At 73.1% G+C, this 26164-nt stretch carries 23 protein-coding genes; 19 read left to right on the top strand and 4 right to left on the bottom strand.

The genetic code is table 11. The features are described 5' to 3' along the window. Nucleotides 1-524: 524 nt before the first annotated feature. Complete coding sequence (locus ACWGN5_RS27545; RefSeq protein ID WP_453519927.1) at nt 525-1382, bottom strand: LysR family transcriptional regulator; 858 nt, start codon at nt 1380-1382, stop codon at nt 525-527. 173 nt (nt 1383-1555) lie between these two features. Here ACWGN5_RS27545 and ACWGN5_RS27550 point away from each other — a divergent pair, with 173 nt between their 5' ends. Further along, entirely contained in the window at nt 1556-2506 is a 951-nt protein-coding gene (locus tag ACWGN5_RS27550; RefSeq protein ID WP_453519930.1) for an EamA family transporter, read from the top strand. A 163-nt stretch (nt 2507-2669) separates the two neighbouring features. Here the strand turns inward: ACWGN5_RS27550 and ACWGN5_RS27555 are convergent, their stop codons facing one another. Next, nucleotides 2670-3167, bottom strand: a complete 498-nt coding sequence (locus ACWGN5_RS27555) for a hypothetical protein (RefSeq protein ID WP_453519932.1) — start codon at nt 3165-3167, stop codon at nt 2670-2672. 571 nt (nt 3168-3738) lie between these two features. Between ACWGN5_RS27555 and ACWGN5_RS27560 the strand changes: the two genes are divergently transcribed. From ACWGN5_RS27560 to ACWGN5_RS27580, 5 genes are all read left to right on the top strand, one after another. Beyond that, nucleotides 3739-4116, top strand: a complete 378-nt coding sequence (locus tag ACWGN5_RS27560) for a VOC family protein (protein ID WP_453519935.1) — start codon at nt 3739-3741, stop codon at nt 4114-4116. A 110-nt stretch (nt 4117-4226) separates the two neighbouring features. Then, complete coding sequence (locus ACWGN5_RS27565) at nt 4227-4409, top strand: DUF1272 domain-containing protein (protein WP_453519937.1); 183 nt, start codon at nt 4227-4229, stop codon at nt 4407-4409. Between the two features lie 173 nt (nt 4410-4582). Further along, nucleotides 4583-6406 carry an arginine decarboxylase gene (locus ACWGN5_RS27570; protein ID WP_453519940.1) on the top strand — a complete coding sequence of 608 codons (1824 nt, stop codon included), beginning with the start codon at nt 4583-4585 and terminating at the stop codon, nt 6404-6406. A gap of 32 nt (nt 6407-6438) precedes the next feature. Further along, the gene (locus ACWGN5_RS27575) at nt 6439-8037 is read left to right on the top strand and encodes a class I adenylate-forming enzyme family protein (RefSeq protein ID WP_453519943.1); all 1599 of its coding nucleotides are present in this window, start codon (nt 6439-6441) and stop codon (nt 8035-8037) included. A gap of 141 nt (nt 8038-8178) precedes the next feature. Next, nucleotides 8179-9225, top strand: a complete 1047-nt coding sequence (locus ACWGN5_RS27580; RefSeq protein WP_453519945.1) for a DMT family transporter — start codon at nt 8179-8181, stop codon at nt 9223-9225. Nucleotides 9226-9319: 94 nt separating this feature from the next. On the opposite strand, the gene ACWGN5_RS27585 is transcribed toward ACWGN5_RS27580, so the two are convergent. After that, on the bottom strand, nt 9320-10003 hold the full coding sequence (locus ACWGN5_RS27585) for a ScbR family autoregulator-binding transcription factor (RefSeq protein ID WP_453519947.1): 684 nt from the start codon (nt 10001-10003) through the stop codon (nt 9320-9322). A 121-nt stretch (nt 10004-10124) separates the two neighbouring features. On the opposite strand from ACWGN5_RS27585, the gene ACWGN5_RS27590 reads away from it, so the two are divergent. Genes ACWGN5_RS27590 through ACWGN5_RS27600 form a run of 3 tightly spaced genes read left to right on the top strand, consistent with a single transcriptional unit; the run spans nt 10125 to nt 12403 of the window. Continuing rightward, nucleotides 10125-11156, top strand: coding sequence for a ScbA/BarX family gamma-butyrolactone biosynthesis protein (locus ACWGN5_RS27590; RefSeq protein ID WP_453519950.1), 1032 nt, complete (start codon nt 10125-10127; stop codon nt 11154-11156). A 42-nt stretch (nt 11157-11198) separates the two neighbouring features. Next, nucleotides 11199-11567 (top strand): LysR family transcriptional regulator, encoded by a 369-nt coding sequence (locus tag ACWGN5_RS27595; RefSeq protein ID WP_453519952.1) that lies wholly within the window; start codon nt 11199-11201, stop codon nt 11565-11567. Further along, nucleotides 11564-12403, top strand: coding sequence for an HAD family hydrolase (locus ACWGN5_RS27600; protein ID WP_453519955.1), 840 nt, complete (start codon nt 11564-11566; stop codon nt 12401-12403). The genes ACWGN5_RS27595 and ACWGN5_RS27600 overlap by 4 nt, the downstream gene beginning before the upstream one ends. Before the next feature lie 467 nt (nt 12404-12870). Here ACWGN5_RS27600 and ACWGN5_RS27605 read toward each other — a convergent pair whose 3' ends face one another. Then, on the bottom strand, nt 12871-13449 hold the full coding sequence (locus ACWGN5_RS27605; RefSeq protein WP_453519958.1) for a TetR family transcriptional regulator: 579 nt from the start codon (nt 13447-13449) through the stop codon (nt 12871-12873). Between the two features lie 159 nt (nt 13450-13608). On the opposite strand from ACWGN5_RS27605, the gene ACWGN5_RS27610 reads away from it, so the two are divergent. The 10 genes from ACWGN5_RS27610 (at nt 13609) to ACWGN5_RS27655 (ending at nt 26160) form a co-directional block, all read left to right on the top strand. After that, nucleotides 13609-14796: an acyl-CoA dehydrogenase family protein gene (locus ACWGN5_RS27610; protein WP_453519959.1), complete on the top strand. Its 1188-nt coding sequence runs from the start codon at nt 13609-13611 to the stop codon at nt 14794-14796. A 352-nt stretch (nt 14797-15148) separates the two neighbouring features. Continuing rightward, nucleotides 15149-15943, top strand: a complete 795-nt coding sequence (locus ACWGN5_RS27615) for a TIGR03084 family metal-binding protein (RefSeq protein WP_453519961.1) — start codon at nt 15149-15151, stop codon at nt 15941-15943. Then, nucleotides 15940-17607, top strand: coding sequence for an acyclic terpene utilization AtuA family protein (locus ACWGN5_RS27620; protein ID WP_453519963.1), 1668 nt, complete (start codon nt 15940-15942; stop codon nt 17605-17607). The genes ACWGN5_RS27615 and ACWGN5_RS27620 overlap by 4 nt, the downstream gene beginning before the upstream one ends. 190 nt (nt 17608-17797) lie before the next feature. Further along, nucleotides 17798-19396 (top strand): acyl-CoA carboxylase subunit beta, encoded by a 1599-nt coding sequence (locus ACWGN5_RS27625; protein ID WP_453519966.1) that lies wholly within the window; start codon nt 17798-17800, stop codon nt 19394-19396. A gap of 7 nt (nt 19397-19403) precedes the next feature. Continuing rightward, complete coding sequence (locus ACWGN5_RS27630; protein WP_453519968.1) at nt 19404-21290, top strand: acetyl/propionyl/methylcrotonyl-CoA carboxylase subunit alpha; 1887 nt, start codon at nt 19404-19406, stop codon at nt 21288-21290. Then, the gene (locus tag ACWGN5_RS27635) at nt 21287-22420 is read left to right on the top strand and encodes an acyl-CoA dehydrogenase family protein (RefSeq protein WP_453519970.1); all 1134 of its coding nucleotides are present in this window, start codon (nt 21287-21289) and stop codon (nt 22418-22420) included. The genes ACWGN5_RS27630 and ACWGN5_RS27635 overlap by 4 nt, the downstream gene beginning before the upstream one ends. A gap of 135 nt (nt 22421-22555) precedes the next feature. Further along, nucleotides 22556-23146 carry an excalibur calcium-binding domain-containing protein gene (locus tag ACWGN5_RS27640; RefSeq protein ID WP_453519972.1) on the top strand — a complete coding sequence of 197 codons (591 nt, stop codon included), beginning with the start codon at nt 22556-22558 and terminating at the stop codon, nt 23144-23146. 82 nt (nt 23147-23228) lie between these two features. Continuing rightward, the gene (locus tag ACWGN5_RS27645; RefSeq protein ID WP_453519974.1) at nt 23229-24806 is read left to right on the top strand and encodes an AMP-binding protein; all 1578 of its coding nucleotides are present in this window, start codon (nt 23229-23231) and stop codon (nt 24804-24806) included. Beyond that, nucleotides 24803-25537 carry an enoyl-CoA hydratase family protein gene (locus tag ACWGN5_RS27650; RefSeq protein ID WP_453519976.1) on the top strand — a complete coding sequence of 245 codons (735 nt, stop codon included), beginning with the start codon at nt 24803-24805 and terminating at the stop codon, nt 25535-25537. The genes ACWGN5_RS27645 and ACWGN5_RS27650 overlap by 4 nt, the downstream gene beginning before the upstream one ends. After that, a complete protein-coding gene (locus ACWGN5_RS27655; RefSeq protein WP_453519979.1) occupies nt 25525-26160 on the top strand; it encodes a TetR/AcrR family transcriptional regulator in 636 nt (211 codons plus the stop codon). The genes ACWGN5_RS27650 and ACWGN5_RS27655 overlap by 13 nt, the downstream gene beginning before the upstream one ends. Nucleotides 26161-26164: the final 4 nt, after the last annotated feature.

Consider the following 26164-nt stretch of genomic DNA (forward strand, 5'->3'; position numbering starts at 1 on the left):
CCCAAGTGCCCGCGAAATCACACCCATGGGGTCCGCAGCGCCGAGTTACCCGCAGAAACCACTCCCCCCAACCCACCGGGAGTGACCAGCGGGGCTTGAATCCCGACTACAGGACGGTCGCAACTCGCTAAGCCGACCCGGGCCGCCCCATGCAACTGCCGCGCACCCCGAGCCGAGCGAAACGGTCCCATCCACCCCGGCCACGAACCCAGCCCCCACCCACCGGGCCGCTGGTCGCCCTCCGGGCCCGGACGCTGCCCGGGCCTCCGCGCGGACCCGCACCCCCGGCCGCCCTCCGAGAGGTTTTTCGCGCCTTCCGGCGCCGGGTCAAGGGTGGAGCGAAGCGGAATCGGCGAAGCCGACGCGACGGAGGAGCGCCCTTGACGCGGTGTCGGAAGGCGCGACTCTCGGAAAGAGGGCGGCCGCACCAGAAGCCCACGAAGCCGGACGCGCCGGTGCGGCCGGGCTTGGGTTTTATGAGCCTGCTCGGCCTGGTCGTGTGGAGCCAGTTCCCTCCATGGGCCTCAGCCCCCGCTGACGATCTCCCGGGCCATCGCCACCAGCGCCTGCGTCGCCGGGTGCGGGAACGCGTCGCGCCAGGCCAGGACGACCGGGAGCGGGGGTGCGTCGGGGAGGGGGCGGTAGGCGACGCCCGGGTGCGGGTGGAGGGCTGCGGTGGAGGCGGAGGAGACGCCGATGCCCCGGCCGGCGGCGATCGCGGTGAGCCAGTCGTCGGTGTTGGCGACGGTCAGGGTTGCGGCCGGGCGGGCGGTGGCCGGCCAGAGGGAGAGCGTGGTCGTGCCGGAGACGGTGTTGAGGACGACGGTCTCCCCGGTGAGGTCGCCGAGGGTGAGCCGGGGGCGGTCCGCGAGCGGATGGTCGGCGGGGAAGGCGGCCACGCGGCTCTCGGTGGTGAGCTCCGCGGTGACCAGGCCCGGTGCCTCGACGGCCCCGCGGAGCAGGGCCGCGTCGACCTCGCCGCGGGCGAGGCCGGCGGTGCGGTCGTCGATGCGGAGGAGTTCGAGCGGTGTCTCGGGGTGGGCGCGCTGCCAGCGTCGGAGCAGGGGGGTGGTGTACGGGCCGAAGGCCGACCAGGCGTGCCCGAGGCGGAGGGGGCGGTGGCGCAGTCGGGCCGGGTCGACGGCGGCGTCGAAGGCGGCGAGGGCTGCGGCGGCCCGGTCCTGGAAGGCGCGGCCTTCGGCGGTGAGGGCGAGGTGGTGGGTGGAGCGGTCGACGAGCCGGGCGCCGAGGTGGTGTTCCAGGGCGGCGAGGGTGCGGGAGACGGCGGGCTGGGTGAGGTGGAGCCGGGCGGCGGCCCTGGTGAGGCTGGATTCCTCGGCGATGGCGAGGAAGCAGCGGAGGTGGCGCAGCTCGATGCTCATGCGTCCGGAGCATAACCGCAGCGCAATCGGCATTTCCGGTGCCGCGCGGGGGCTCGTAGCGTGGTGGGTGACGGGGGAGGGGGCATCCCGGCTGCGGCCCAAACGAGGGTGCACTATTCTGGACCAGGGGTCTAATGCAGTGAACTAGTCGCGTGTGTGGATGAGGAGCCTCGGTGGACAGTCCGGTCAAGGATGCGGCCCCGGCTGCGGCTGCGGCCGCGGCGCCGGTGGCGCCGGCGGTGCAGGCGGGTGCGGCTCGGTCCGCCGCGGCCGGTCATCGGCTCGGGCCCGTCGCGCTCGTGGTCGCCGGTGGGCTGTCCGTGCAGTTCGGTTCGGCCGTCGCCGTGCTGCTGATGCCCCGGGCGGGAGCGCTCGGGGTCGTCACCCTGCGGCTGGTGCTCGCCGCCGCCGTGCTGCTGATCGTGTGCCGGCCGAAGGTCCGGGGGTACGGTCGGGGCGACTGGGGGACGATCGTCGCGTTCGGCACCGCCATGGCCGGCATGAACATCCTCTTCTACCAGGCGGCCGACCGGATACCGCTGGGTGCGGCCGTGACCCTGGAGGTCCTCGGCCCGCTGATCCTCTCGGTCGTCGCCTCGCGCCGTCTCGTCAACCTCCTCTGGGCGGGGCTCGCCCTCGGTGGCGTCGTGCTCCTCGGGGGCGGCGGCTTCGACCGCCTCGATCCGCTCGGTGCGGGCTTCGCACTGGCGGCGGGGGTGATGTGGGCGGCGTACATCGTGTTCAGCGCCCGTACGGGCCGTCGTTTCCCGCAGGCCGACGGCCTGGCCCTCGCGATGGCCGTCGGTGCGGTCCTCAGCCTGCCGCTCGGCATCGCGGAGGCGGGCGACAAGCTCCTCGTACCGTCGACGATCGGCCTGGGCCTCGCGGTCGCGCTGATGTCCTCGGTCCTCCCGTACACCCTGGAACTCCTCGCCCTGCGCCGCCTGCCCGCGCCCACGTTCGCGATCCTGATGAGCCTGGAACCGGCCATCGCGGCGACGGCGGGCTTCCTCGTCCTGAGCCAGGCCCTGTCCGCCACCGACGCGCTGGCGATCGCCCTGGTGATCGGCGCGAGCATGGGGGCGGTCCGCACCCAGTCGCGGAAGGCGCGGCGGGACGGATGAACGGGTGAGGTGCTTGCGCGCCGGAAACGGCCCCACCCGCGCCGCGGGTGGGGCCGTTTCATTGCGTCGGTGCCGGTAGCCGTTCCCTGCCGCCGGTGCCGGTAGCCGTTCCCTTCCGCCGGTGCCGGTAGCTGTTTCCTTCTGCCGGTTCCGTGGCCGCCGGTTACTTCTTGTCGATGGTGAACCGCGTCTGGATCATCGACGCGCAGCTCTCTTCGCGTTGATCGGTCACGGTGTAGATGTCGGGGGAGCCTCCGTCGGTCCAGAAGCCGGCCCAGCAGTTGTGGGACCACCACTCGATGCCGACCTCGAAGTTGCCGACCCAGCCGCTGGCCGTGCGGTACTTCGCGCGGATCTGGGAGCCCGTGGATTCCGCGCGGGAATGGCCGGCCCAGGTGCCGTTGGTGTGGGCGTGGATCGTCTGTGGCGGGTACCAGGTCCACACGCCGTGCACGAGCTCGGTCGAGACGAGTTCCAGGTCCTCGTCGGTGTTGTTGGTGATGCACGCGAGCGCGTTGCGCGCCGCGGTGGTCGGCTGACCGCACACGTGGTCGACGCGCACCTGGACCGGGGGCTTCGCCGACGCGGACGGAACGAAGAGGAGCGGGAGGAGCGAGGTGGCCGCGGCCAGGGTGACGGCGAGCCTTCGTGACCTGCGCAAGGAAGGGTCCTTTCTCGTGGGACTCCGTGCGCGGGGGACGGCGCACGGCGGCGACCGCCACACCGTCGAGGCGCCGCGGGCTGCGGTCGCCGAAGGTGGCGGAACGTCACCGAATGTAGTCAGGCGGGCACTTTCGGCGCAGCCCCCCAGGCGCTCGTGGAACGGGCCGGCGGAAGCGATCACCCGGTACGACAAGGCACCGGATGCGCACCGGCGCAGACCGGGTCGGGGCGTGCGCCGTGGCCCGTTCCGGTCCTGGTCGGCGATGCGCGCTCACCCGGGCCCCCGGTCCTGGTCGGCGATGCGTGCTCACCCGGGCCCCCGGTCCTGGTCGGCGATGCGTGCTCACCCGGGCCCCCGGTCCTGGTCGGCGATGCGTGCTCACCCGGGCCCCCGGTCCTGGTCGGCGATGCGTGCTCGCTCGGGCCCCGGTCCTGGTCGGCGATGCGTGCTCACCCGGGCCCCCGGTCCCGGCTGGCAGTGCGCATTCCCCCCGCCCCCGCCCCCGGCCGGCGAGGCGTGTTCGCCCCGTTCCGGTCCCGGTCGGCAGGGTCGACCCTAGACTCCGCCCGTGATCGCCAACCTCCAGTGCGTCGTCATCGACTGCCCCGCGCCCCGCCAACTCGCCTCCTTCTACCGGGCGGTGGTCGGTGGGGACGTCGACCGGCCCGATCCTCGCTGGTCCCTCGGCGAGGACTGGTCCACGCTGCACACCCCCGGTGGGCTCGTCCTCTGTTTCCAGGGCGTCGCCGACCACCGTCCGCCGACGTGGCCGGACCCGGAGCGCCCCCAGCAGTTCCACCTCGACTTCGGTGTCGCGGATCTGGACGCGGCCCAGGAGCAGGTCCTCGCGCAGGGCGCGAAGCTGCTCGACGACGGGGCGGGCACGCGGAGCTGGCGGGTGTACGCGGATCCGGCGGGGCACCCGTTCTGCCTGGTCAGGGATTGACCCGAGGTGACCCGATCCCTTCGATCCTTGGCCGCCGGGCTGTTTCCGGCGGCCGGGGCCCGTGTGGATCATGGAGTCGTTCTCAGCCGTACGAAGAGGGGGAGCCGGCCATGGCCCTGGAGATGCGAGACCGGTGCGAGCGCTGCGAGACGGCGGTCCTGACGGTCGACGGACCCGCGCGGATCTGTACGTACGAGTGCACCTTCTGCGTGCCCTGCGCCGACGCCATGGCCGACGTCTGCCCCAACTGCGGCGGCGAGCTCGTCGCCCGCCCGCGCCGGGCCGCCGCCTAGCCGGGGCCGGGGCCCGGCCGGCCGTTCGGCTCCGAGTCGTCGGGCAGGCCTCCCCCGGGCCTGACCGCCACGAGCTGTCATCCTCGCTGGTCGGCCGGGGGGTCCTCCCGGTCGTCCATCAGCGTCGCTGATGATAGTTGATACCTTCGCGAAGGTTTTTATTTCATGGGTGCATGACCGCATCCACCAGCTCCACTCCGGAGCCGGCGACACTGCCGGCTCGCCCCGGGGCCTACCCGGACGGCAGGACCCCCCTCGCCGACGCCGTGCTCGCAGTCGCCCGACGGGACATCGCCACGTTCCACGCGCTGCCGCTCTCGCACGGCCGGTCTATCCGCGACTCCCACATGCGGGAGACCTACGAGGCGCTCTTCGGCGCCGCGCAGCTCGCGGCCGACGTGTCCTACAGCGGCACGATGCTCGACTCCTTCTTCCGGCCCCGTGGCCCGCTCCGCGAGGCCCAGCGCCTCGCGGCCCGCAGCTTCGGCGCCGACGCCACCTTCTTCCTGTCCGCCGGCACCAGCACCGCCAACCGGGTCGCCCTGACCGCGCTGACCCAGCCCGGCTCCCGCGTCCTCGCGGACCGGTCCTGCCACCAGTCGGTGCACTTCGCCCTCAACTCGCTCGGCGTCCAGGTCGCGTACGCCCCCATGCAGCGCTGCTGCGACGGCTGCCCCCGGACGTACGCCGACCTGCCCCGGCTCCTGGAGATGTTCCGGGCCGCCGCCGCCGAGGGCCGGCCCTTCGACACCGTCGTCCTCTCCGCCGTCTCCTACGACGGCGTCCGGTACGACCTGCCGACCGTCCTCGCCGAACTCGCCGCCGTCCACCCCACCGTCTCCGTCCTCGTCGACGAGGCCTGGGGCGCCGCCCACCGCTTCCACCCCCGGCTGCGCCCGCTCACCGCGCTCCACGCCGTCGAGGCGCTGCGCGCCGACAACCCCCGGCTCGCCCTGAACGTGGCCGTCACCCACTCCGCGCACAAGTCGATGTCCGCGCTCCGCCAGGGCTCCTACCTGCACCTCATCGGCGACGGCGAGGCCCAGGAGCGCACCGCCCAGGCCCTCTTCCAGCACCACACCACCTCGCCCAGCTGGCCCGTCCTCGCCAGCCTGGACCTGGCCCGGCTCCAGGCCGAGACCGAGGGCGAGTCGCTCCTCGGCCGCTCCCTCGGGCTGGCCCGCACCCTGCGCGTCGAGCTCGCCACGGACCCGCGGCTCTCCGCGTACCGCCCGCTCGGCCCCGACGGCCACCTCACCGACGCCGCGCAGCTCGTCAGCGACGACCCCACCCGGGTCCTCGTCGACATCAGCGCCCTCGGCATCACGGCCGCCGACTTCCGCCGGATCCTCTTCGACGAGTACGCGCTGTACGTGGCCCGGGAGAGCGGCGACGCCGTCCTCTTCCACATCCACATCGGTGTGGACGAGGCCACCCTGCTGCGGCTCCTCGACGCCCTGCGCACCATCCAGCGCACGTATCGGAGCGCCTCCGCGGCCCTGGCCACGGGCACCTCCGAGCACTTCATCATCGCCTACCCGCCCGGCATCCCCATCACGGTGCCCGGCGAGAAGCTCTGCGAGCGGACGCTCAGTCAGATCGACGAGCTGCGCTCCAGCGGCTGCGAGATCTACACGCTGCGGAACCCGACCGTCTCCGCGCGCGAGCTCGCCGTCCAGGCCGCCGTCACCGGTTCCGTACCGGCCACGGCCGATCACCTGACCGCGGACCACCTGACCGCCGACCACCCGGCGGCCGATCACCTGACCGCGGACCACCTGACCTCTGACCACCTGGCGCCCGATCGCCTGACCGCCGATCACCTGGCGCCCGATGGCCTGACCTCCGATCGCCTGACCTCCGGTCACCTCACCGTCGAGAGCGTCACCACCGAGCAGCTCGCCGGGGTCGCCGCCGCCGTCTCGGCCACCGGCACCACCGCGGCCACCGTCTCGGCCGCCGCGACCGCCGCCGCGACCGCCGTCGCCACCAGCTGATCCGCCCGCCCAGATCCCGAGGAGAGCACTCCATGATCAAGATCGCGGACATCCGCAAGCACGCCGCCCGCTGGCCCCAGCGCGTCGCCGTCGTCGACGGCGAGACCCGCATGACCTGGGCGAACTTCGCCGACAAGGTCAGCCGGGTGGCCTGCGCCATCCAGGACCTGCTGCCCGAGGCCCGGCCGGCCCGCGCGGTCTTCCTCGCCGAGAACAGCTGGGAGCTGGTGGTCTCCATGGCCGCCGTCAGCTCCCTCGGCATCCCCTGCGTCGGCCTCGACTACACCGCCGGGCCCGTCGCGACCAGCGCCGCGCTCGACCAGCTGGAGCCGACCGTCGTCATCACCTCCCGGGCCCACCGGGGTCTCGTCGAGGAGTGCGGCTGGCCGAACGGCAGAGACATACTCGACATATTCATCGACAGCGAGCCCGTGGGCCTGCCCGACGGCCAGACCGTCTCGGTCAGCTTCACCGACCTCCTCGTGTCGGCGCCGGGTGAACCGCAGCCGGTGGAGCAGCCGTTCGAGGCCTTCTCCTTCACCTCCGGCACCAGCGGCGTCCCCAAGATGGTCGTCCGGCGCACCTCCTTCGAGGCCCGCCGCTTCGCCGACCTCGTCGACCAGTACGCCTTCGACGAAGAGGACGTCCACCTCGTCACCGTGCCGCTGTACCACGCCTCCGGTCCCGGCTGGGCGCGGATCTTCCTCACCCTGGGCGGCACCGTCGTTCTCGGCCCGCACGACGATGCCGAGGAGCTCATCCGGATCATCCAGGACGAGGGCGTCTCCACCACCCTCATGGTGCCGCCCGTGCTTGCCCGGGTGGTCGCCCACCCGAACTCGGAGCACCTGCACAAGACCTCCCGCCTGCACTTCGTGCTCTCCGGCGGCCGGCACCTCAACCGGTGGGTCATCAACAACGCCTGGGACCGCCTCGGCCCGGTGCTGCACCTCTACTACGGGACGACCGAGACCGGCGTGAACGTCATGATCGGCCCCGAGGAGCTGCACGTGGCGCCCTGCCGCTCGGGCCGCCCCATGCCGGGCAACACGGTCGTCGTCCTCGACGCCGACAACAAGCCGCTCCCGAAGGGCAGTCGGGGCCGGGTCGCCATCGCCAGCTACCAGCTGATGGACAGTTACGCGACGAGCGAGCCCGACTTCATGACGCTGGACTACGGCGGCCGTACGCAGCGTTTCCTGCTCACCGGCGACAGCGGGCTCGTCGACGAGGCGGGCCGGCTCGAACTCACCGGCCGCAACGACGGCGTCGCCAAGGCCGAGGCGGGCAAGCCGCTCGACGTCAACATCTTCGGCCTGGAGGCCGATCTGATGGACCTGCCCTGCGTCCGCGAGACGGCCGTCCTGCGGACGAGCCTGCCCGGCGTGGGCGAGGTGCTCGTCGTGCCCTTCACGCCCGTCGCGCCCGAGCGGCAGGAGAGCGGCTACCGGGCGGTCAGCGCCGCCTGCGCCCGCCGGGTGCCCTGCCTCCCGGCGTACGTCGTGCCCGTCGACGCCATCCCGTACAGCCCGACCGGCAAGGTCCGGGCCGCCCAGCTCCTGGAGTCGGTCCTGCCGCTGCTCGACATCCGGCCGGCGGAGTCCCGTACGCCGGAGCCGGCCGGGGTCTGACCCCGTAGCTCCGCGCCCGCCGCCTGTCCCCATCCCCGTCCGGGGGCCGGGTTCCGCACCCCCTCCGCAGGACCCGGCCCCTCCCCGCGAGAAACCCCCCACCTCCCACTCCCAGCCGGCTCAGGCCCGACAGGAAGACTCATGAACAGTCAGAACACGTACACGCGAGGCGTTCTCCTCTGCCTCCTGGCCACGGTGTCCTGGGGCGCGATGTTCCCCCTCATGGACTCCACCCTGAATTACATCGACCCCTTCACCTTCACCGTGATGCGCTACACCATCGCCGGTGCGATGTTCCTTGTCTTCCTCCGGATCCGCGAGGGGAAGGCGGGGCTGCGCCTCAAGGGCGAACGCATCGGTCTGGCCTGGCTGTTCGGCACGGCCGGCTTCGCGGGCTTCCAGTTCCTCGTCTTCTTCGGCCAGGACCTGATCGGCGCGCGCGGCGCCCTCAACGCCTCGATCATGATGGCGACCATGCCCATGATGGGCTTCCTGGTGAACTGGGTGCTGAAGAAGGTCGTTCCGCCGAAGTTCTCGCTCGTCTTCATCGCGATGTCCTTCGTCGGCACCATCCTCGTCGTCTCCGACGGTGACATCGGCTCGCTGATCGCCGACCCGAAGACGGCCGGCGCCGACGCCCTGCTGCTCTTCGCCGCGCTGTGCTGGGTCGTCTACACCTCGGGCGCGAGCTACTTCCCGACCTGGTCCCCGATCAAGTACACCGCCATCACCACGGCCCTCGGTCTCGCCAGCGCCGCCGTGATCACGGCGATCATCCTGGCCGCCGGCGGCGTCCCGGTCCCGACGGCGGGCGCCGTGGGAACGATCCTGCCCCAGCTGGCCTACATGAGCGTCATCGCCGGCTTCGTCGGTGTCCTCGGCTGGAACTTCGGCAACCGGTACCTCGGCCCGCTCAACGGCGTCCTCTTCATGGACGTGGTGCCGATCACCGCGTTCGTGATCTCCGCCCTGACCGGTGTCGTCCCGGCCGGGATGCAGATCGTCGGCGCCACGCTCACGGCGGCGGCGCTGGTCTTCAACAACCTGTACCTGCGCCGGGTCGCCGCGAAGGCCGCCCCGGCCCCGTCCCCCGTGGCGGCTTCCGGTTCCGGTACGGCTTCCGGTACGGGCTCCGGTACGGGCTCCGCTTCCGCTCCGGCGCCGGTCGCCTCGGGCAGCAGGTCCTGACCGTCCCCGAGTCGCCGCACGCGTACGGCGTGGCCTCCCACATCCGTGGGGGGCCACGCCGTTTTCCGGTTTCTCACGGCGGGCACGCGGCTGATCAGCCGCGCAGCCCATCGAGGAGGACGGCCCGCAGCTCGGCGTGCCGCTCGGTGAGGTCTTTGCGCCTGCTGAGGACGTCCGAGATGTGCTGCATGCCGAAGAAGGCGGAGACCAGGACGCGGGCGGCCGCGCGCGGTTCCACTCCGGCCCGCAGTTGTCCCGCGTCCCGGGCCTCCGCGATCAGCCGGGTGAGGTAGTCCTCCCAGCCGACGTACGGCTCGGGCAGCTCGGCGTCGATCAGTGCCCGCTCGATCTGGAGCCGTGCGCCGGCCTGGACGACGATGTCCGTCGCGAACGCCCGGGTGACCGTGTCGAGGACGGCGGCGAGCGTGTCGAAGGGCTCCTCGTGGTTGCCCTCGGCGCCCTTGAGGATCTCGGGCCAGCGCGCGTAGTGCTCCTGCACGACCGCGACGGCCAGGGCCTCCTTGTTCGTGTAGTGGAAGTACACCGCTCCCTTGGTCATCTCCGCGCGTTCGGCCACGTCCTGAAGGGTCACGGTCGCGTAGCCGCGCTCGGCGAAGAGCTCGGCGGCCGACTGGAGGATGTGCACCTTCGTGCGCCGGGCGCGCTCCTGCTTCGGTTCGCTGCGCTGCTTGGGTTCGGTGCTCCGTGGCCTCGGTTCGGTGCTCGGCCGTTTCGGGTCGGTGGCCCGTTGCTTGGGTTCGCCTTGGGGGGTCGCCATGTCTGTCCGCCTCTCTCGTTCCTACGCCTTGCAATATACATTCCCGAAGGTATATTTCTTGCTGCCGAGGGGCCACCGAGGTCCCTCGTCGCCACGATGCTTCACCTTGAGGGGGATAAGGATGTCCATCGGTGTGCTGCCGACCGCGTTACCCGTCGAGCCGCTCGCGCCCGTCGAGCCGCTCGCGCCCGTCGAGTCCCTGGAGTCGCTCGTCCGGGAGGCCAAGGAAGGGCTGAGCTTCGACCGCACGATCTCCCGCCGGTTCGTGCACCGCGCCTCGGTGACGGAGGTCTTCCTCACCGACGCCGTCGTCGCCGGGGCCGACCGCTTCCTGGTCGGCGCGCAACTGCCCCGCAACCACGCGCTGTACCGCCCGGAGCAGACCGGGCAGGCCGACTTCATGCTCCTCGTCGAGACGGTCCGGCAGGCCGGCATCTTCCTGAGCCACCGCTACCACGACGTGCCGCTCGGCCACCACTTCATCTTCAAGGCCCTGTCGCTGCACATCAGCGACCCCGCCGCCCTCCGGGTCGGCTGCGGCCCGCTCGCGGCCGTCCTCGACGTCAAGGTCGTGACGCCCGCCGGAGCCCGCAACCCGCGCCGCTTCGACGCCCGCTTCGACATGGTGATCGAGGTCGGCGGCCGGGAGTGCGCCCGCGCCTCCGCCGGCGTCGTCGTCATCGACGGCGTGCGCTACGGGCGGCTGCGGCAGCGCGGCCGGATCGCGGAGACCGCGAACCCGCAGGGCTCCGGCCACGGGACGTCCCAGCGCGCCGCCGACGACCGGGCCGTCCTGCGCCCCGTACCCGCCGAGGAAGCCCTGGCCGGGCCGGCCGGCACGCGGGAATGGCGGCTGCACGTCGACCCCACCCACCCCGGCTACTTCGAGCACCCCTCGGACCACGTGCCCGGGATGCTGCTCCTGGAGGCCTTCCGGCAGGCGGCCGGGCAGCTGGGCCCGTGGCCGGACCGGCGGACGGCGGGGGGAGCGGCGCCGACCACGCTGACCTCCCTGGACGCCGACTTCGCCGTCTTCGGCGAGCTCGCCGAGGCCGTGGCCGTCGAGGCCGCGCCGCTGGAGGACGGCCGGGTGCGGCTCTCCGCGACCCAGGGAGGACGCGTCCTCGCCACCGCCGTGGCCCGGTGTGCGTGACGAGCAAGGCTCCGTGACGGACGAGCGTAGAAAGGCAGAAGGATGGAACTCCAGCACTTACGGGCCTTCCGCGAAGTGGCCCGGGAACTCAGCTTCACCCGCGCGGCCCACAACCTGCACTACTCACAGCCCGCGGTGACCGCGCAGATCAAGGGCCTGGAAGAGGACATGGGAGCCTCGCTCTTCCAGCGCCGCGGCAACCGCTCCGTCGAGCTCACCCCGGCCGGTGCGCGGCTGCGCCCGCTGGCGGAACGGATCCTCGAACTCGTCGAGACGGCGCAGTACGAGATCGCCGACCCCGCCCCCGCCGTGGTGGACCGGCGGATGGCCCCGCAGAGCGGCGTGACCGGCCGCTTCGGCGACACCCGCCCCGCCGACCGCCGCCTCCTCGACAGAGGGGGCAGAGCATGAGCCTCGCTCCCGCCCGGGCCGCCTTCTTCGACGTCGACGAGACCCTGATCACCTGCAAGAGCATGGCCTGCGTCCTCGCCCGGTACTGGGGGCACGGCGAGGTCGCCGCCCGCAGGCTCGCCGCGGCGCGCGCCTCGCTCCAGCGCCAGATCCGCGAGGGCGTGCCCCGCGAACAGGTGAACCGTTCCTTCTTCCGCTTCCTCGCCGGCAGTCACCTCGACGACCTGGAGGCCTCCGGCCGGGAGTGGTACGAGAAGGCCCGCGCCGGCGGGCTGTTGCACACCCCCGTGTACGAGGCGCTGCGCTGCCACCGGGACGCCGGCGACCTGATCGTCCTCGTCTCCGGAGCCTTCTCCGCCTGCCTCGACCCGCTGGCCCGGGAGGTCGGCGCCGATCTCGTCGTGTGCACCGTGCCCGAGGTGACCTCGGAAGGCGTGCTCACCGGGGAGCTGTCGGGACCGCCGATGATCGGCGAGCCCAAGGCGGAGGCCGCCCGCCGCATCATGACGACCTTCGGCCTCGCCGCCGAGGAGTGTTTCGTGTACGCCGACGACGAGAGCGACCTGCCGCTGCTGCGCTCCGTCGGCCATCCGGTCCTGGTCGGCGACGGGCCGATCTCCGCACCGCCGTCGGAAACGTCGTCGTGGTCCTGGCTGCCGGGCCCGGGGACCCCTGTTGCTTCGCCGGCGGCCCCTGTTGCTTCGTCGGAGGCTTCCCCGACGGCTTCCTCCGCCGCATCCCCGACGGCTTCCTCCGCCGCATCCCCGACGGCTTCCTCCGCCGCCTCCCCAGCGGCCGCGCGGCCCGCGCGCACGCTGGCGCCACGGGCGGCTTGAGGGTCAGGACCTTCAGGATCCGGGCTTTCGCGCTCTGAGCCTTCAGGAGCCGGACTTCAGGATCCGGACTTCAGGCTTGGGCCTTCAGGCTTGGGCCTTCAGGATCCGGGGCCTTTGAGCTTCGGGCCTTCAGGATCCGGGCTTCAGGCACCAGACCGGGATGCGGACCTTTCCGCCGCCGCAGCCCGTCTTGGACGTCTTGCTCGCCACGGACGCGACCTTGCCCGTCAGGGATGGTGTGCCCGTCAGGGGTGTTATGCCCGTCGCGGACGCCGTGCCCGTCAGGGGTGCCGTGCCCGTCACCCAAGCCCCGCTCGTTCGAGAGCCCCGCCGCCACGGTGGCTCCGGAGGGGACCCGTACGCCTCCGTCGGCGTCGGAGCCCGCGCGAGCTGCGTGACCCGTGGACCCCCACGCCACGGATCCCCGCCGCAGCGCCCGCGTACCTCCCGTAACTCGTAACTCCCTCTCAGCCGCTGCGGGATCCCGACAACGCGGGCTCCAGAAGGTCCCACACCTCGCTCACCAGCTCGGCGGGACCCGTCGCGTCCGTCGCCGTCACCACGGCGGGGGCCCCGACGAGGAGGGCCACGACGAGCCGGGCCGGCAGGTCGGCCGGGTGGGCGGTGCGTACGGAACCTTCCTCCTGGCCCTTGCGGATCAGGAGAGCCACGACACGACAGAGCTCGCCGAGCGGGGCGGGCGAGGTCCCTTCGGCGAGGGCGGCGTCCATGACCAGGCGCAGTCCGGCGGCGAAGGGCACGTCCTCCTGCACCCGGCGGGCGAGGTCGACGAGCAGTCTCCGCAGGGTGGGCAGTGCCGCGCCGCTCTCCTCCGCCTCGCCGGTGGCGGTGGAGAGGGCGTCGGCCCAGGCGGCCTCGAAGGAGCGGGTCAGTTCGCCCGCGAGATCGGCCTTCGAGGAGAAGTGCCCGTAGAGGGCTCCCTTGGTCAGTCCGGTGCGGGCCGTGATGTCGGCCAGGTTCGTCCCCGCGAATCCGTGCAGGGCGAACTCGGCGGCTGCCGCGCCGAGCACCAGGTCATAGGTCATGCGGGCCCTGTCCTGTTGCCTCACCGAGCGTCCGCCTCCTTCTGCCGTAGTGGCCCTCCATGGCTTTCATGACGGCCTCTCAGAAAATACCTTCCGGACCGAATCTTTTTCTACTCGCATCACTACCACCACTGAACCTCCACGTAAGGAGTACGCGTCATGACAGTCGTCGACGCCCCCGTCCTCGTCACGGCCGACCACCTCCGGGCCGCCGCCGCGCGCCACGCCGAGGAGGCGGAACGGACCGGGCGGCTCCACCCCGAGGTCGTCGGGGCGATGACCGCCGTCGGTCTCGCCCGGCACTTCGTGCCCCACCGCTGGGGCGGTACGGCCGGAGGCTTCGTCGAACTGCTCGACACCGTCGCCGGAGCCGGTGCCGCCTGCGCCTCGACCGCCTGGTGCGCGGTGCTGCTCGCCGCACACGGCCGCCTCGCCGCGCACCTTCCGCTTGAGGGGCAGCGCGAGGTGTGGGGCGACTCGCCCGACGTGCGCGTCGCGGCGGCGATCGTGCCCCCGGCCGGCCGGCTCGTCCGGGCGCCCGGCGGCTGGAACCTGTCGGGGGAGTGGGCCTTCGCCAGCGGGATCGAGCACGCCGACTGGGTGCTCCTCGCCTCCCTGGACCACTCGGGGGGCGGGGCCCCCGCGTACCGGGTGCTCGCGGTGCCGCGCGCGGAGGTCGGGATCCGGGAGACCTGGGACGCGGTCGGGCTGCGGGCCACCGGCAGCCACAGCGTCACGGTCGACGGGGTGTACGTGCCCGAGCACCGCAGCTTCCTCCGCGAAGCCCTCGTGGCCGGCGTCGCCGACGCCGACGCGGCGCCGTGCCATCGGGTGCCGTACCAGCTGGTCGCCGCCCTCCTCTTCGCGCTGCCCGCGCTCGGCGCGGCACGCGGGGCCCTGGACGCCTGGACCGGGCTCGTCGGCTCCCGCCGCCTCCCCGGCGGGCGGCCGCTCGCCGACGACCCGACGGTCCAGCAGACGCTGGCCCGCTGCTCGGCGGAGATCGAGGCGGCGCGCCTGCTCCTGGAGACGGCGGCGACGAGAGCCGACGGCCGGGGGGTGGGCGGCGCGGTCTTCGGTGGGCGCGACGCGGGCGGCTCCGCGTTCGACGAACGCGACCCGGCCCTCGCCGCCGCCCTCAACCAGCGGGACGTGGCCCTCGCCGTCGATCTGCTCACCGGGGCCGTCGAGCGGCTGATGCGGACCGGTGGTGCCCGCGGTCTCCACGCCGGCGGCGGTCTGGAGCGTGCCTGGCGGGACATCCACGCGATCGCCGCCCACGCCGCCCTCCAGCCCGCCCCGGCGGCCGCCGCCTACGCGGCGACGGTGTTTCCGCCGGCGGGCTGACCGCCGCCCGCCCCTGGTGGCCGGTGGCTGTGGGGGTCCGCCGTTGCCGCGCACGGCGGCGTAGGTGCCGTCACCAGGGGTGCGGGTTCAGGCGGCGGAGCCTCTGGCGCCGGCATGGGCGCCGTTCCGTTGGGCCCACCCTCCCCCGAGCTCTCGGCTTCGTTCGCGCAGGGGGGACCCCCATCGCCCCGGCGGAACGCCTGCCCACAACGGGGTGTGGGCACCCCCCCCCACGGAGCGACGGCCCACAACGGGGCGAAAACTAAAGCAAGCACGCTTGATTGTTTCTGGTCCCGCTGGCATGCTCCTGCGCGAAGGCCCGTGACCGCCCGTCCCCCGAGGGGAGCGCACCGTGTCCGACCCCGTCGACGTCCTCGACGACCTGCGCGACGAGAGCGAGGAACTCGACTCTCTCGTCGCGGAGTTGCGCGAGGAGCAGTGGGCCGCCCAGACCCCCGCCCCCGGCTGGACGATCGCCCATCAGATCGCCCACCTCGCCTGGACCGACCGCGCCGCCCTCCTCGCCGTCACCGACGCCGACGCCTTCGCCGTCGAGACCGAGAAGGCCCTCGCCACCCCCGACCGCTTCGTCGACGAGGGCGCCGAGGAGGGCGCCAAGGTGCCGCCCGCCGAGCTCCTCGCCCGCTGGCGCGCCGGCCGCGAGCAGCTCCAGGAGGCCCTGCGCGCCGTCCCGAACGGGGGCAGGTTCCCCTGGTACGGGCCGCCGATGAGCGCCCCCGCCATGGCCACCGCCCGGCTGATGGAGACCTGGGCGCACGGCCAGGACGTCGCCGACACGCTGGACGTCGTCCGTACGCCCACCGCCCGGCTCCGGCACGTCGCCTGGATCGGTCACCGGGCCCGCGACTACGCCTTCCTGGTGCGGGGCATTCCGGCACCCGGTGAGCCGTTCCGGGTCGAACTGCAGGGGCCTGGCGGGGAGTCGTGGACGTACGGGCCCGAGGCCGCCGCCCAGCGCGTCACCGGGCCGGCCCTCGACTTCTGCCTCCTCGTCACCCAGCGCCTCCACCGCGACGACACCGCCCTGGTCGCCGAGGGCGCGGACGCCGCACGCTGGCTCTCCCTCGCGCAGGCCTTCGCGGGCCCGGCGGGCGGCGGCCGCGCACCGCACGGAGCCCCGGAATGATCCGTATCGGCAACGCCTCCGGCTTCTACGGCGACCGCTTCGACGCCGTCCGCGAGATGCTCACCGGTGGCGAACTCGACGTCCTCACCGGCGACTACCTCGCCGAACTCACCATGCTCATCCTCGGCCGCGACCAGCTCAAGGACCCCACCACCGGGTACGCGAAGACCTTCCTGCGCCAGATGGAGGAGGGCCTCGGCCTCGCCCACGAGCGCGGCGTCCGGATCGTCGCCAACGCGGGCGGCCTCAACCCCACCGGCCTCGCCGACGCCCTGCGGGCCCTCGCCGCGAAGCTCGGCCTGCCGACCCGGATCGCCCACGTCGAGGGCGACCGGCTGCCCGCCCCCGACGGCGCGCTGACCGCCAACGCCTACCTCGGCGGCGCCGGCATCGCCGCCTGCCTCGCCGCGGGCGCCGACGTCGTCGTCACCGGCCGCGTCACCGACGCCGCGCTCGTCACCGGGCCCGCGCAGTGGCACTTCGGCTGGGGCCCGGAGGCGTACGACGAGCTCGCGGGCGCGGTCGTCGCCGGGCACGTCCTGGAGTGCGGCACCCAGGCCACCGGCGGCAACTACGCGTTCTTCCGCGGCCATGACGTGCGCCGCCCCGGCTTCCCCGTCGCCGAACTCCACGCCGACGGGTCCTCCGTCATCACCAAACACCCCGGCACCGGAGGCCTCGTCGACGTCGGTACGGTCACCGCCCAGCTCCTCTACGAGACCGCCGGCGCCCGCTACGCGGGCCCCGACGCGACCGCCCGCCTCGACTCCGTACGCCTCACCCAGGACGGCCCCGACCGGGTCCGCATCGAGGGCGTACGGGGAGAGGCGCCGCCCCCCACCCTCAAGGCCGGGCTCAGCCGGCTCGGCGGCTTCCGCAACGAGGTCGTCTTCGTCCTCACCGGCCTCGACATCGAGGCCAAGGCGGCCCTGCTCCGGGAGCAGCTCGCCGACGCCCTCGCGAAGAACCCGCCCGCCGAGGTCCGCTGGGAACTCGCCCGCACCGACCGCCCGGACGCGGAGACCGAGGAGACCGCGAGCGCCCTGCTCCGGCTCGTCGTCCGCGACCGGAACCCCGAGAAGGTCGGCCGCGCCGTCACCGGGGCCGCCGTCGAACTGGCCCTCGCGAGCTACCCGGGCTTCCACGTCACCGCCCCGCCCGGCAAGGGCGCCCCCTACGGGGTCTTCGAGAGCGCGTACGTGCCCCGGGACGAGGTCCCGCACACGGCGGTCCTCCCCGACGGGAGCCGCCGGGAGCTCCCCGTACCCCCGAGGACCCTCGACCTGGAACCCGTACCCGACCCGGACCTTCCGCCGCCGCTCCCCGAGGGGCCGACCCGGAGAGCGCCCCTCGGCCGGATCGCCGGGGCCCGCAGCGGCGACAAGGGCGGCGACGCGAACGTCGGCGTGTGGGTGCGGACGGAGGAGGAGTGGCGCTGGCTGGCCCACGCCCTGACGGTGGAGAAGGTGAAAGAACTCCTCCCGGAGACACGTGACTTGGAAGTCGTGAGGCATTTGCTGCCGAACCTGCGGGCCCTCAACTTCACGATTGCCGGACTGCTCGGCGATGGCGTCGCCTCGCAGTCCCGCTTCGATCCTCAAGCCAAGGCCTTGGGCGAATGGCTTCGTTCCCGGCGCTTGGACGTACCGGAGGAACTGCTTTGAACCCTCTCCCTCGGCGAGCGAGGGAGATTCCTGGCTCACGCTGCTCGGTTGCTCAGCAAGCATCCGAGTCTGACGCGATCAGTGCCAGTCGGGTTGGAACCAGCCCGATTTCCCCAAACGAGGAGGTTGTTGTGCCAGCTTGGTTCTCGCGAAGCACAACGCGACTTTACCACCGGGCGCAGGGGGTTCAGTGACCTTCATCACTTCCGCCCTCGACACCGGCGGGCCCGACCACGCCGCCCATCGCGCGGCCATGCTGGACAAGCTCGCCGCCCTCGACGCCGAGCACGCCAAGGCCCTCGCCGGCGGCGGCGAGAAGTACACCGCCCGCCACCGCGAGCGCGGCAAGCTCCAGGCCCGCGAGCGGATCGAGCTGCTCGTCGACCCGGACAGCCCCTTCCTGGAGCTGTCCCCGCTCGCCGCCTGGGGCAGCGACTACACCGTGGGGGCCTCCCTGGTCACCGGCATCGGGGTCGTCGAGGGCGTCGAGTGCCTGATCACCGCCAACGACCCGACCGTGCGCGGCGGCGCCTCCAACCCGTGGACGCTGAAGAAGGCCCTGCGGGCCAACGAGATCGCGTACGCCAACCGGCTGCCCGTCATCTCGCTCGTCGAGTCCGGCGGCGCCGACCTGCCCTCCCAGAAGGAGATCTTCATCCCGGGCGGGGCGCTCTTCCGCGACCTCACCCGCCTCTCCGCCGCCGGCATCCCGACCGTCGCGGTCGTCTTCGGGAACTCGACGGCGGGCGGCGCGTACGTCCCCGGCATGTCCGACCACGCCGTGATGATCAGGGAGCGGTCGAAGGTGTTCCTCGGCGGGCCGCCGCTGGTGAAGATGGCGACGGGCGAGGAGAGCGACGACGAGTCGCTCGGCGGCGCCGAGATGCACGCCCGCACCTCCGGGCTCGCCGACCACTACGCCGTCGACGAGGCCGACGCGATCCGCCAGGCCCGCCGGATCGTCGCCCGCCTCAACCACCGCAAGCACCACGCGGATCCGGGCCCGGCGGAGCCGCCGAAGTACGACCCGGAGGAGCTCCTCGGGATCGTCCCCGGCGACCTCAAGACGCCCTTCGACCCGCGCGAGGTGATCGCCCGGATCGTCGACGGCTCGGACTTCGACGAGTTCAAGCCGCTGTACGGGACGTCGCTCACGACGGGCTGGGCGCGGCTCCACGGCTACCCGGTCGGCATCCTCGCCAACGCGCAGGGCGTCCTGTTCTCCGCCGAGTCGCAGAAGGCCGCCCAGTTCATCCAGCTCGCCAACCAGCGCGACATCCCGCTCGTCTTCCTCCACAACACCACCGGCTACATGGTCGGCAAGGAGTACGAGCAGGGCGGCATCATCAAGCACGGCGCCATGATGATCAACGCGGTGTCGAACTCCCGCGTCCCCCATCTCTCCGTCCTCATGGGGGCGTCGTACGGCGCCGGGCACTACGGCATGTGCGGTCGCGCCTACGACCCGCGCTTCCTCTTCGCCTGGCCCAGCGCGAAGTCCGCCGTCATGGGCCCGCAGCAGCTCGCCGGCGTCCTCTCCCTCGTGGCGCGGGCCTCCGCCGCCGCGAAGGGGCAGCCGTACGACGACGAGGCCGACGCCGGGCTGCGCGCCCTGGTGGAGGCGCAGATCGAGTCCGAGTCACTGCCGATGTTCCTCTCCGGCCGGCTCTACGACGACGGGGTCATCGACCCCCGCGACACCCGCACGGTCCTCGGACTGTGCCTCTCCGCGATCCACACGGCACCGGTCGAGGGCGCGCGCGGCGGCTTCGGCGTCTTCCGAATGTGAGGCACTGATGATGCAGACCGTACTGGTCGCGAACCGGGGCGAGATCGCCTGCCGGGTCTTCCGTACCTGCCGTGACCTCGGCATCTCCACCGTCGCCGTGTACTCCGACGCGGACGCGGGCGCCCTGCACGTCCGCGAGGCCGACGCGGCGGTACGACTCCCGGGGGCCACGCCCTCGGAGACGTACCTGCGCGGCGACCTGGTGGTGAAGGCCGCGCTCGCGGCGGGCGCCGACGCCGTCCACCCCGGGTACGGCTTCCTCTCCGAGAACGCCGACTTCGCCCGCGCCGTGACCGACGCCGGGCTGATCTGGATCGGCCCGCCGCCGGAGGCCATCGAGGCGATGGCGTCGAAGACCCGGGCGAAGGAACTCCTCGGGATCGAGCCCCTGCGCGAGGTGAAGGAGGCCGACCTGCCCGTCCTCGTGAAGGCGGCGGCGGGCGGCGGCGGGCGGGGCATGCGGATCGTACGAGAACTCGCCTCCCTCGAAGGGGAGTTGCGGGCCGCGTCGGCCGAGGCGGCGAGCGCCTTCGGGGACGGCGAGGTGTTCGTCGAGCCGTACGTGGAGAACGGCCGGCACGTCGAGGTACAGCTCCTCTGCGACACCCACGGCACGGTCTGGGCGCTCGGCACCCGCGACTGCTCCCTCCAGCGCCGGCACCAGAAGGTGATCGAGGAGGCGCCCGCGCCCGGCCTGCCCGCCGCGCTCGAAGCGCAGCTCCTCGACACGGCTGTCCGTGCGGCGAAGGCCGTCGGGTACGTGGGCGCGGGGACGGTCGAGTTCCTCGTCGAGGGAGGGCGGGCGCACTTCCTGGAGATGAACACCCGCCTCCAGGTCGAGCACCCGGTGACGGAGGAGGTGTACGGGGTCGACCTGGTCGCCCTCCAGCTGGCCGTCGCCGAGGGCCACCCGCTTCCCCCCGAGCCCCCGGCCCCGCGCGGCCACGCGGTCGAGGCCCGGCTCTACGCCGAGGACCCGGCGGTGGGCTGGGCCCCGCAGACGGGCGTCCTGCACCGCTTCGAGGTCACGGGAGGCGTGCGCGTCGACACCGGATACGCCTCGGGGGACACGATCGGCGTCCACTACGACCCGATGCTCGCGAAGGTGATCGTCCACGCCCCGACCCGGGAGGCCGCCCTCCGCAAGCTCGCCCACACCCTGGAGCGGGCCGTGGTCCACGGCCCGGTCACCAACAGGGACCTGCTGGTCGCCTCGCTCAGGCACCCGGAGTACGCGGCGGAGGGCGCCCTCGACACGGGCTTCTACGACCGGAACCTGCCCGAGCTGACCAGCCCGGCCCGGGGCGGGGAGTACGCGGCGGTGGCGGCGGCCCTCGCCCAGGCGTCGACCGGCCCGAGCCGCTTCGGCGGCGGGTGGCGCAACGTCCGCTCGCAGGACGAGACGAGGACGTACGGGGACCACGAGGTCCGCTACCGGCCGACGAGGGACGGAGGCTACGAGGTCACGTCCCCGGCGGGCGTACGCGTGGTCGAGGCCGGGCCCGGCTCTGTGAGCCTGGAAGTGGCGGGAGTCGTCCGGCACTTCGAGGTCGCCGCGTACGGGGACACCGTCCACGCGGGCGGCCACCGCCTCACCGTCCGCCCCCGCTTCACCGACCCGCGCGACCAGTCGGCGCCCGGCTCCCTGCTCGCCCCGATGCCCGGCACCGTCGTCCGGGTCGCGGACGGTCTCGCGGTCGGCGACCGGGTCACCGCCGGGCAGCCGCTGCTCTGGCTGGAGGCCATGAAGATGGAGCACCGGGTCATCGCCCCCGCCTCCGGCACGCTCACCGCACTCCACGCCGCCCCCGGCCGCCAGGTCGAGGTCGGCGCCCTGCTCGCCGTCGTACAGGAACACGCCCCGTCCGAAGCACAGGAGGAAGACCCCGCATGAGCACCCTCATCGATTCCCCCGAGCACACCGCACTGCGCGCCGCCGTCTCCGCGCTCGGTCACCGCCACGGTCCCGGCTTCGACCGGGCCGAGCTGTGGGCCGAGGCGGGCAAGCTCGGCTACCTGGGCGTGAACCTCCCCGAGGAGTACGGCGGCGGGGGCGGCGGCATGGCCGAGCTGTCGATCGTGCTGGAGGAGGCGGGCGCGGCCGGCGCGCCGCTGCTCATGATGGTCGTCTCGCCCGCGATCTGCGGCACGGTCATCGCCCGCTTCGGGACCGAGGAGCAGAAGCGGGCGTGGCTGCCGGGGCTCGCGGACGGGTCGAAGACGATGGCGTTCGGGATCACGGAGCCCGACGCGGGCTCGAACTCGCACCGCATCACGACCACGGCCACGCGCACCGAGGAGGGCTGGGTCCTGAACGGGCGGAAGGTCTTCGTCTCCGGGGTGGACATCGCGGATGCGACGCTGATCGTGGGCCGCACCTCGGACGCCCGCACGGGCAGCCTGAAGCCCTGCCTCTTCGTCGTCCCGCGCGACGCCCCCGGCTTCGGCCGCCGGCACATCGAGATGGAACTGGACGCGAACGAGAAGCAGTTCGAACTCACCCTCGACGAGGTGCACCTTCCCTTCGAGGCGCTGGTGGGCGACGAGGACGCGGGCCTGCTGCAGCTCTTCGCGGGCCTGAACCCGGAGCGGATCATGACGGCGGCCTTCGCGATCGGGATGGGCCGGTACGCCCTCGCGCAGGCGGTCAGGTACGCGAAGGAACGCCAGGTCTGGAAGGCCCCGATCGGCGCTCACCAGGCCGTCGCCCACCCGCTCGCCCAGGCCCACATCGAGCTCGAACTGGCCCGCCTGATGATGGCGAAGGCCGCGCACCTCTACGACGCGGGGGAGGACATGGGCGCGGGCGAGGCGGCGAACATGGCGAAGTACGCGGCGGCGGAGGCGTGTGTGAAGGCGGTCGACACCGCCGTCCACACCCTCGGCGGGAACGGCCTCACCAAGGAGTTCGGCCTGGCCCGTCTGGTCACGGCGGCCCGTGTGGCCAGGATCGCCCCGGTCAGCCGGGAGATGATCCTCAACTTCGTCTCCCACCAGACGCTGGGGCTGCCCAAGTCGTACTGACGGGACCTGCGGGACGGGGGAGCCCCGTCCCGCACGTTCCTGACACAGTGCGGAGTCGATTCCGTACACAGGGGTACCAGTTGTGAACATCCTGTGTACGATCCGGGTCACTTGACTACCGCTCAGGAGCCACTCGTGTACCCGCCTCCCCACCCGTACCAGCCCGCCCCGATGCCCGTCCGGCGGCGCTGGTGGCAGCATCCCGCCCTGGTCATCACCCTGTTGGTGATCCTCCCGCCGGCAGGCATAGCCCTGACCTGGACGAGCCGGTGGACCCGGACGACGAAGATCGTCGCGACCGTCGTCTCGGGCCTGTGGTTCCTGCTGTTCGCGCTGAGCGACCCGCCGAAGGAGGACGGCGGGACCGATCCGAAGCCCGCCACCTCGGCCACGGCGACCCCCACGCCCGGGGCCACCACCGAGCCGACCCCGACGACGCCTGCCACGACGGAGCCGACGCCCGAGCCCACGTCCGCGACGCCCGAGCCGACGACCGAGGCGCCGAAGCCCACCCCGACGCCCACGCGCGCCCCGGCGCCGCGCCCGTCGACCCAGCAGCCCGAGACCGCCGAACCCGAACCCGCCAGGACCACCGAGGAGTCGAACGTCTACTACGAGAACTGCGCGGCCGTCCGCGCCGCCGGCGCCGCCCCGATCCACGTGGGCGACCCGGGCTACAGCAGGAAGCTGGACCGCGACGGCGACGGCGTGGCCTGCGAGGGCTGAGGCACATCGACGCGCTCTCTCCCCAAGTTCGCCCGCAGCAGCGATCCTGGCGATCACCTTCCACCTCTCCCAGGGGGCCAGCATGGTGTTCCACAGCGCGTACGAGCCCGTTCCCACCGTCTCCCTCCCCATCCACGACGCCGTCCTCGGGCGCGCCGCCGCATGGGCGGACGCGCCCGCGCTGATCGACGGAGCCGGGGAGCTCAGCCTCACGTACGGGCAGGTCGACGCCTTCCACCGGAAGGTCGCCGCCGGGCTCGCCGAGGCCGGGGTGCGGAAGGGCGACGTGCTCGCCCTGCACAGCCCGAACACCGTGCTGTTCCCCATCGCGTTCTACGCCGCCACGCGCGCGGGTGCCTCCGTCACCACGGTGCATCCGCTCGCCACGCCCGAGGAGTTCGCCAAGCAGCTCCGCGACGCGTCGGCGCGGTGGATCGTGACCGTGTCCCCGCTGCTCGGCGCCGCCCGCGCGGCCGCCGAACTCGCCGGCGGGATCGAGGAGATCTTCGTCTGCGACCGGGCCGAGGAAGGGGAGGGGGCGCGCTCGCTCCAGGACTTCCTCGGCTCCACCGGGGCCGTACCCGAGGTCGACGTCGACCCCGAGCAGGACGTGGCGGCGCTGCCGTACTCCTCGGGGACCACCGGCGTCCCCAAGGGCGTGATGCTCACGCACGCCTCCATCGCCACCAACCTGGCGCAGCTGGAGCCCGTCATCCCGATGGGCCCGGGCGACCGGATCCTCGCCGTCCTCCCCTTCTTCCACATCTACGGGCTCACCGCCCTCATGAACGCGCCCCTCCGCTCCGGCGCCACCGTCGTCGTCCTGCCCCGCTTCGACCTCGACAGCTTCCTCGGCGCCATCCAGAAGCACCGCATCAACGGGCTGTACGTCGCCCCGCCGATCGTCCTCGCCCTCGCCAAGCACCCGGCCGTCGCCGACTACGACCTGTCCTCCCTGGAGTACATCGTCAGCGCCGCCGCCCCCCTCGACGCCGCCCTCGCCGAGGCCTGCTCCGCCCGGCTCGGGCTCCCGCCGGTCAGCCAGGCCTACGGGATGACGGAGCTGTCGCCCGGCACCCACGTCGTCCCGCTCGACGCCCCGGCGCCCCCGCCCGGCACCGTCGGCAGGCTGCTGCCCTCCACCGAGATGCGGATCCTCTCCCTCGACGACCCCGCCAAGGACGCCGCGCCCGGCGAGGAGGGCGAGATCGCCATCCGCGGCCCCCAGGTCATGAAGGGCTACCTCGGCCGCCCCGACGCCACCGCCGCCATGATCGACGCCGACGGCTGGGTGCACACCGGCGACATCGGACGCGTCGACGAGGACGGCTGGCTCTTCGTCGTGGACCGGGTGAAGGAGCTGATCAAGTACAAGGGCTTCCAGGTCGCCCCCGCCGAGCTCGAAGCGCTCCTCCTCACCCACGAGGGCGTCGCCGACGCCGCCGTCATCGGTGTCACCGACGCCGACGGCACCGAGATCCCCAAGGCCTTCGTCGTCCGCCAGCCCGCCGCACCCGGCCTCACCGCCGAGGACGTCATCGCCCACGTCGCCGCCCGGGTCTCCCCGTACAAGAAGGTCCGCGCCGTGGAGTTCATCGACACCGTGCCCCGGGCAGCGTCCGGGAAGATCCTCCGAAGGGAACTGAGGGACCGCGCATGAGCCTGCCGCTGATCGACGTCACCGAGGAGCGGGGCATCACCACCCTCGCCCTGGACTCCCCGCACACCCGCAACGCGCTCTCCGCCCCGCTCGTCGCCGAGCTCGCCGACGCGCTCACCACCTGCGCCAAGGACCCGGCCGTACGGGCGGTGGTCCTCACCCACACCGGCTCCACGTTCAGCGCCGGCGCCGACCTCAAGGCCCCGCCCAGCCCGTACGCCTTCGTCGACCTGCTCCGGCAGATCGTCGAGCTCCCGAAACCGGTCGTCGCCCACGTCACCGCCGGCAGCCACACCCGCGCCGGCGGCCTCGGCCTGCTCGGCGCGGCGGACATCGTGCTGGCGGGGGAGGGGGCGGACTTCGCGCTCACGGAGGTACGGATCGGGGTCGCGCCCGCCGTCATCTCGCTCACCCTGCTCCCCCGGCTGGAACCGCGCGCGGCCGCCCGGCACTACCTGACGGGCGAGCGGTTCGGGGTCCCTGAGGCCGTCGCGATGGGTCTGGTGACGGCCGGCGCGGAGGAACTCGACACCATCCTCGACTCCCTGCGCGCCGGCTCCCCGCAGGGCCTGCGGGAGGCGAAACGACTGGTCACCGCTAGAGTCCTGGAGACCTTCGAACGCGACGCGGAGGACCTCGTGCAGAGGTCGGCCACGCTCTTCGCCTCCGCCGAGGCGCGCGAGGGGATGACGGCCTTCCTCGAACGACGGGACCCCGCATGGCGGCTCTGACCGCACAGAACCAGCCGAAGCCGGACGGGCCGGGCCGGACCGCCAAGCCCGACCGGAACCCCAAGCAGGACCGCAGCCGCGCCACCCGGCAGCGGCTGCTCGAAGCCGCCGTGTCCTGCCTCGCCGAGCACGGCTGGGCCGGCTCCACGGTCGCCGTCGTCGCCGAACGCGCCGGCGTCTCCCGGGGCGCCGCCCAGCACCACTTCCCCACCCGGGAGGACCTGTTCACGGCGGCGGTCGAGTACGTCGCGGAGGAACGCTCGCAGGCCCTGCGGGCGGTCCGTACGGACGACCGCGAACAGGCGGTCGCCGCCCTCGTCGGCCTCTACACCGGACCCCTCTTCCGGGCCGCGCTGCACCTGTGGGTCGCCGCCTCCGGCGAGGAACAGCTCCGCGAGCGGGTCACCGAGCTGGAGGCCCGCGTCGGCCGCGAGTCCCACCGCATCGCCGTCGAGGTCCTGGGCGCCGACGAGTCACGGCCCGGCGTCCGCGAGACCGTCCAGGGCCTCCTGGACATGGCCCGCGGCCTGGGCCTCGCCACCCTCCTGACGGACGACCGCGCCCGCCGGGAACGAGTGGTGTCCCAGTGGGCGCGGCTGGTGAGCGAGGCGCTGAGCGACTAGAGCG

It is taken from the genome of Streptomyces sp. NPDC055815, assembly GCF_053616475.1.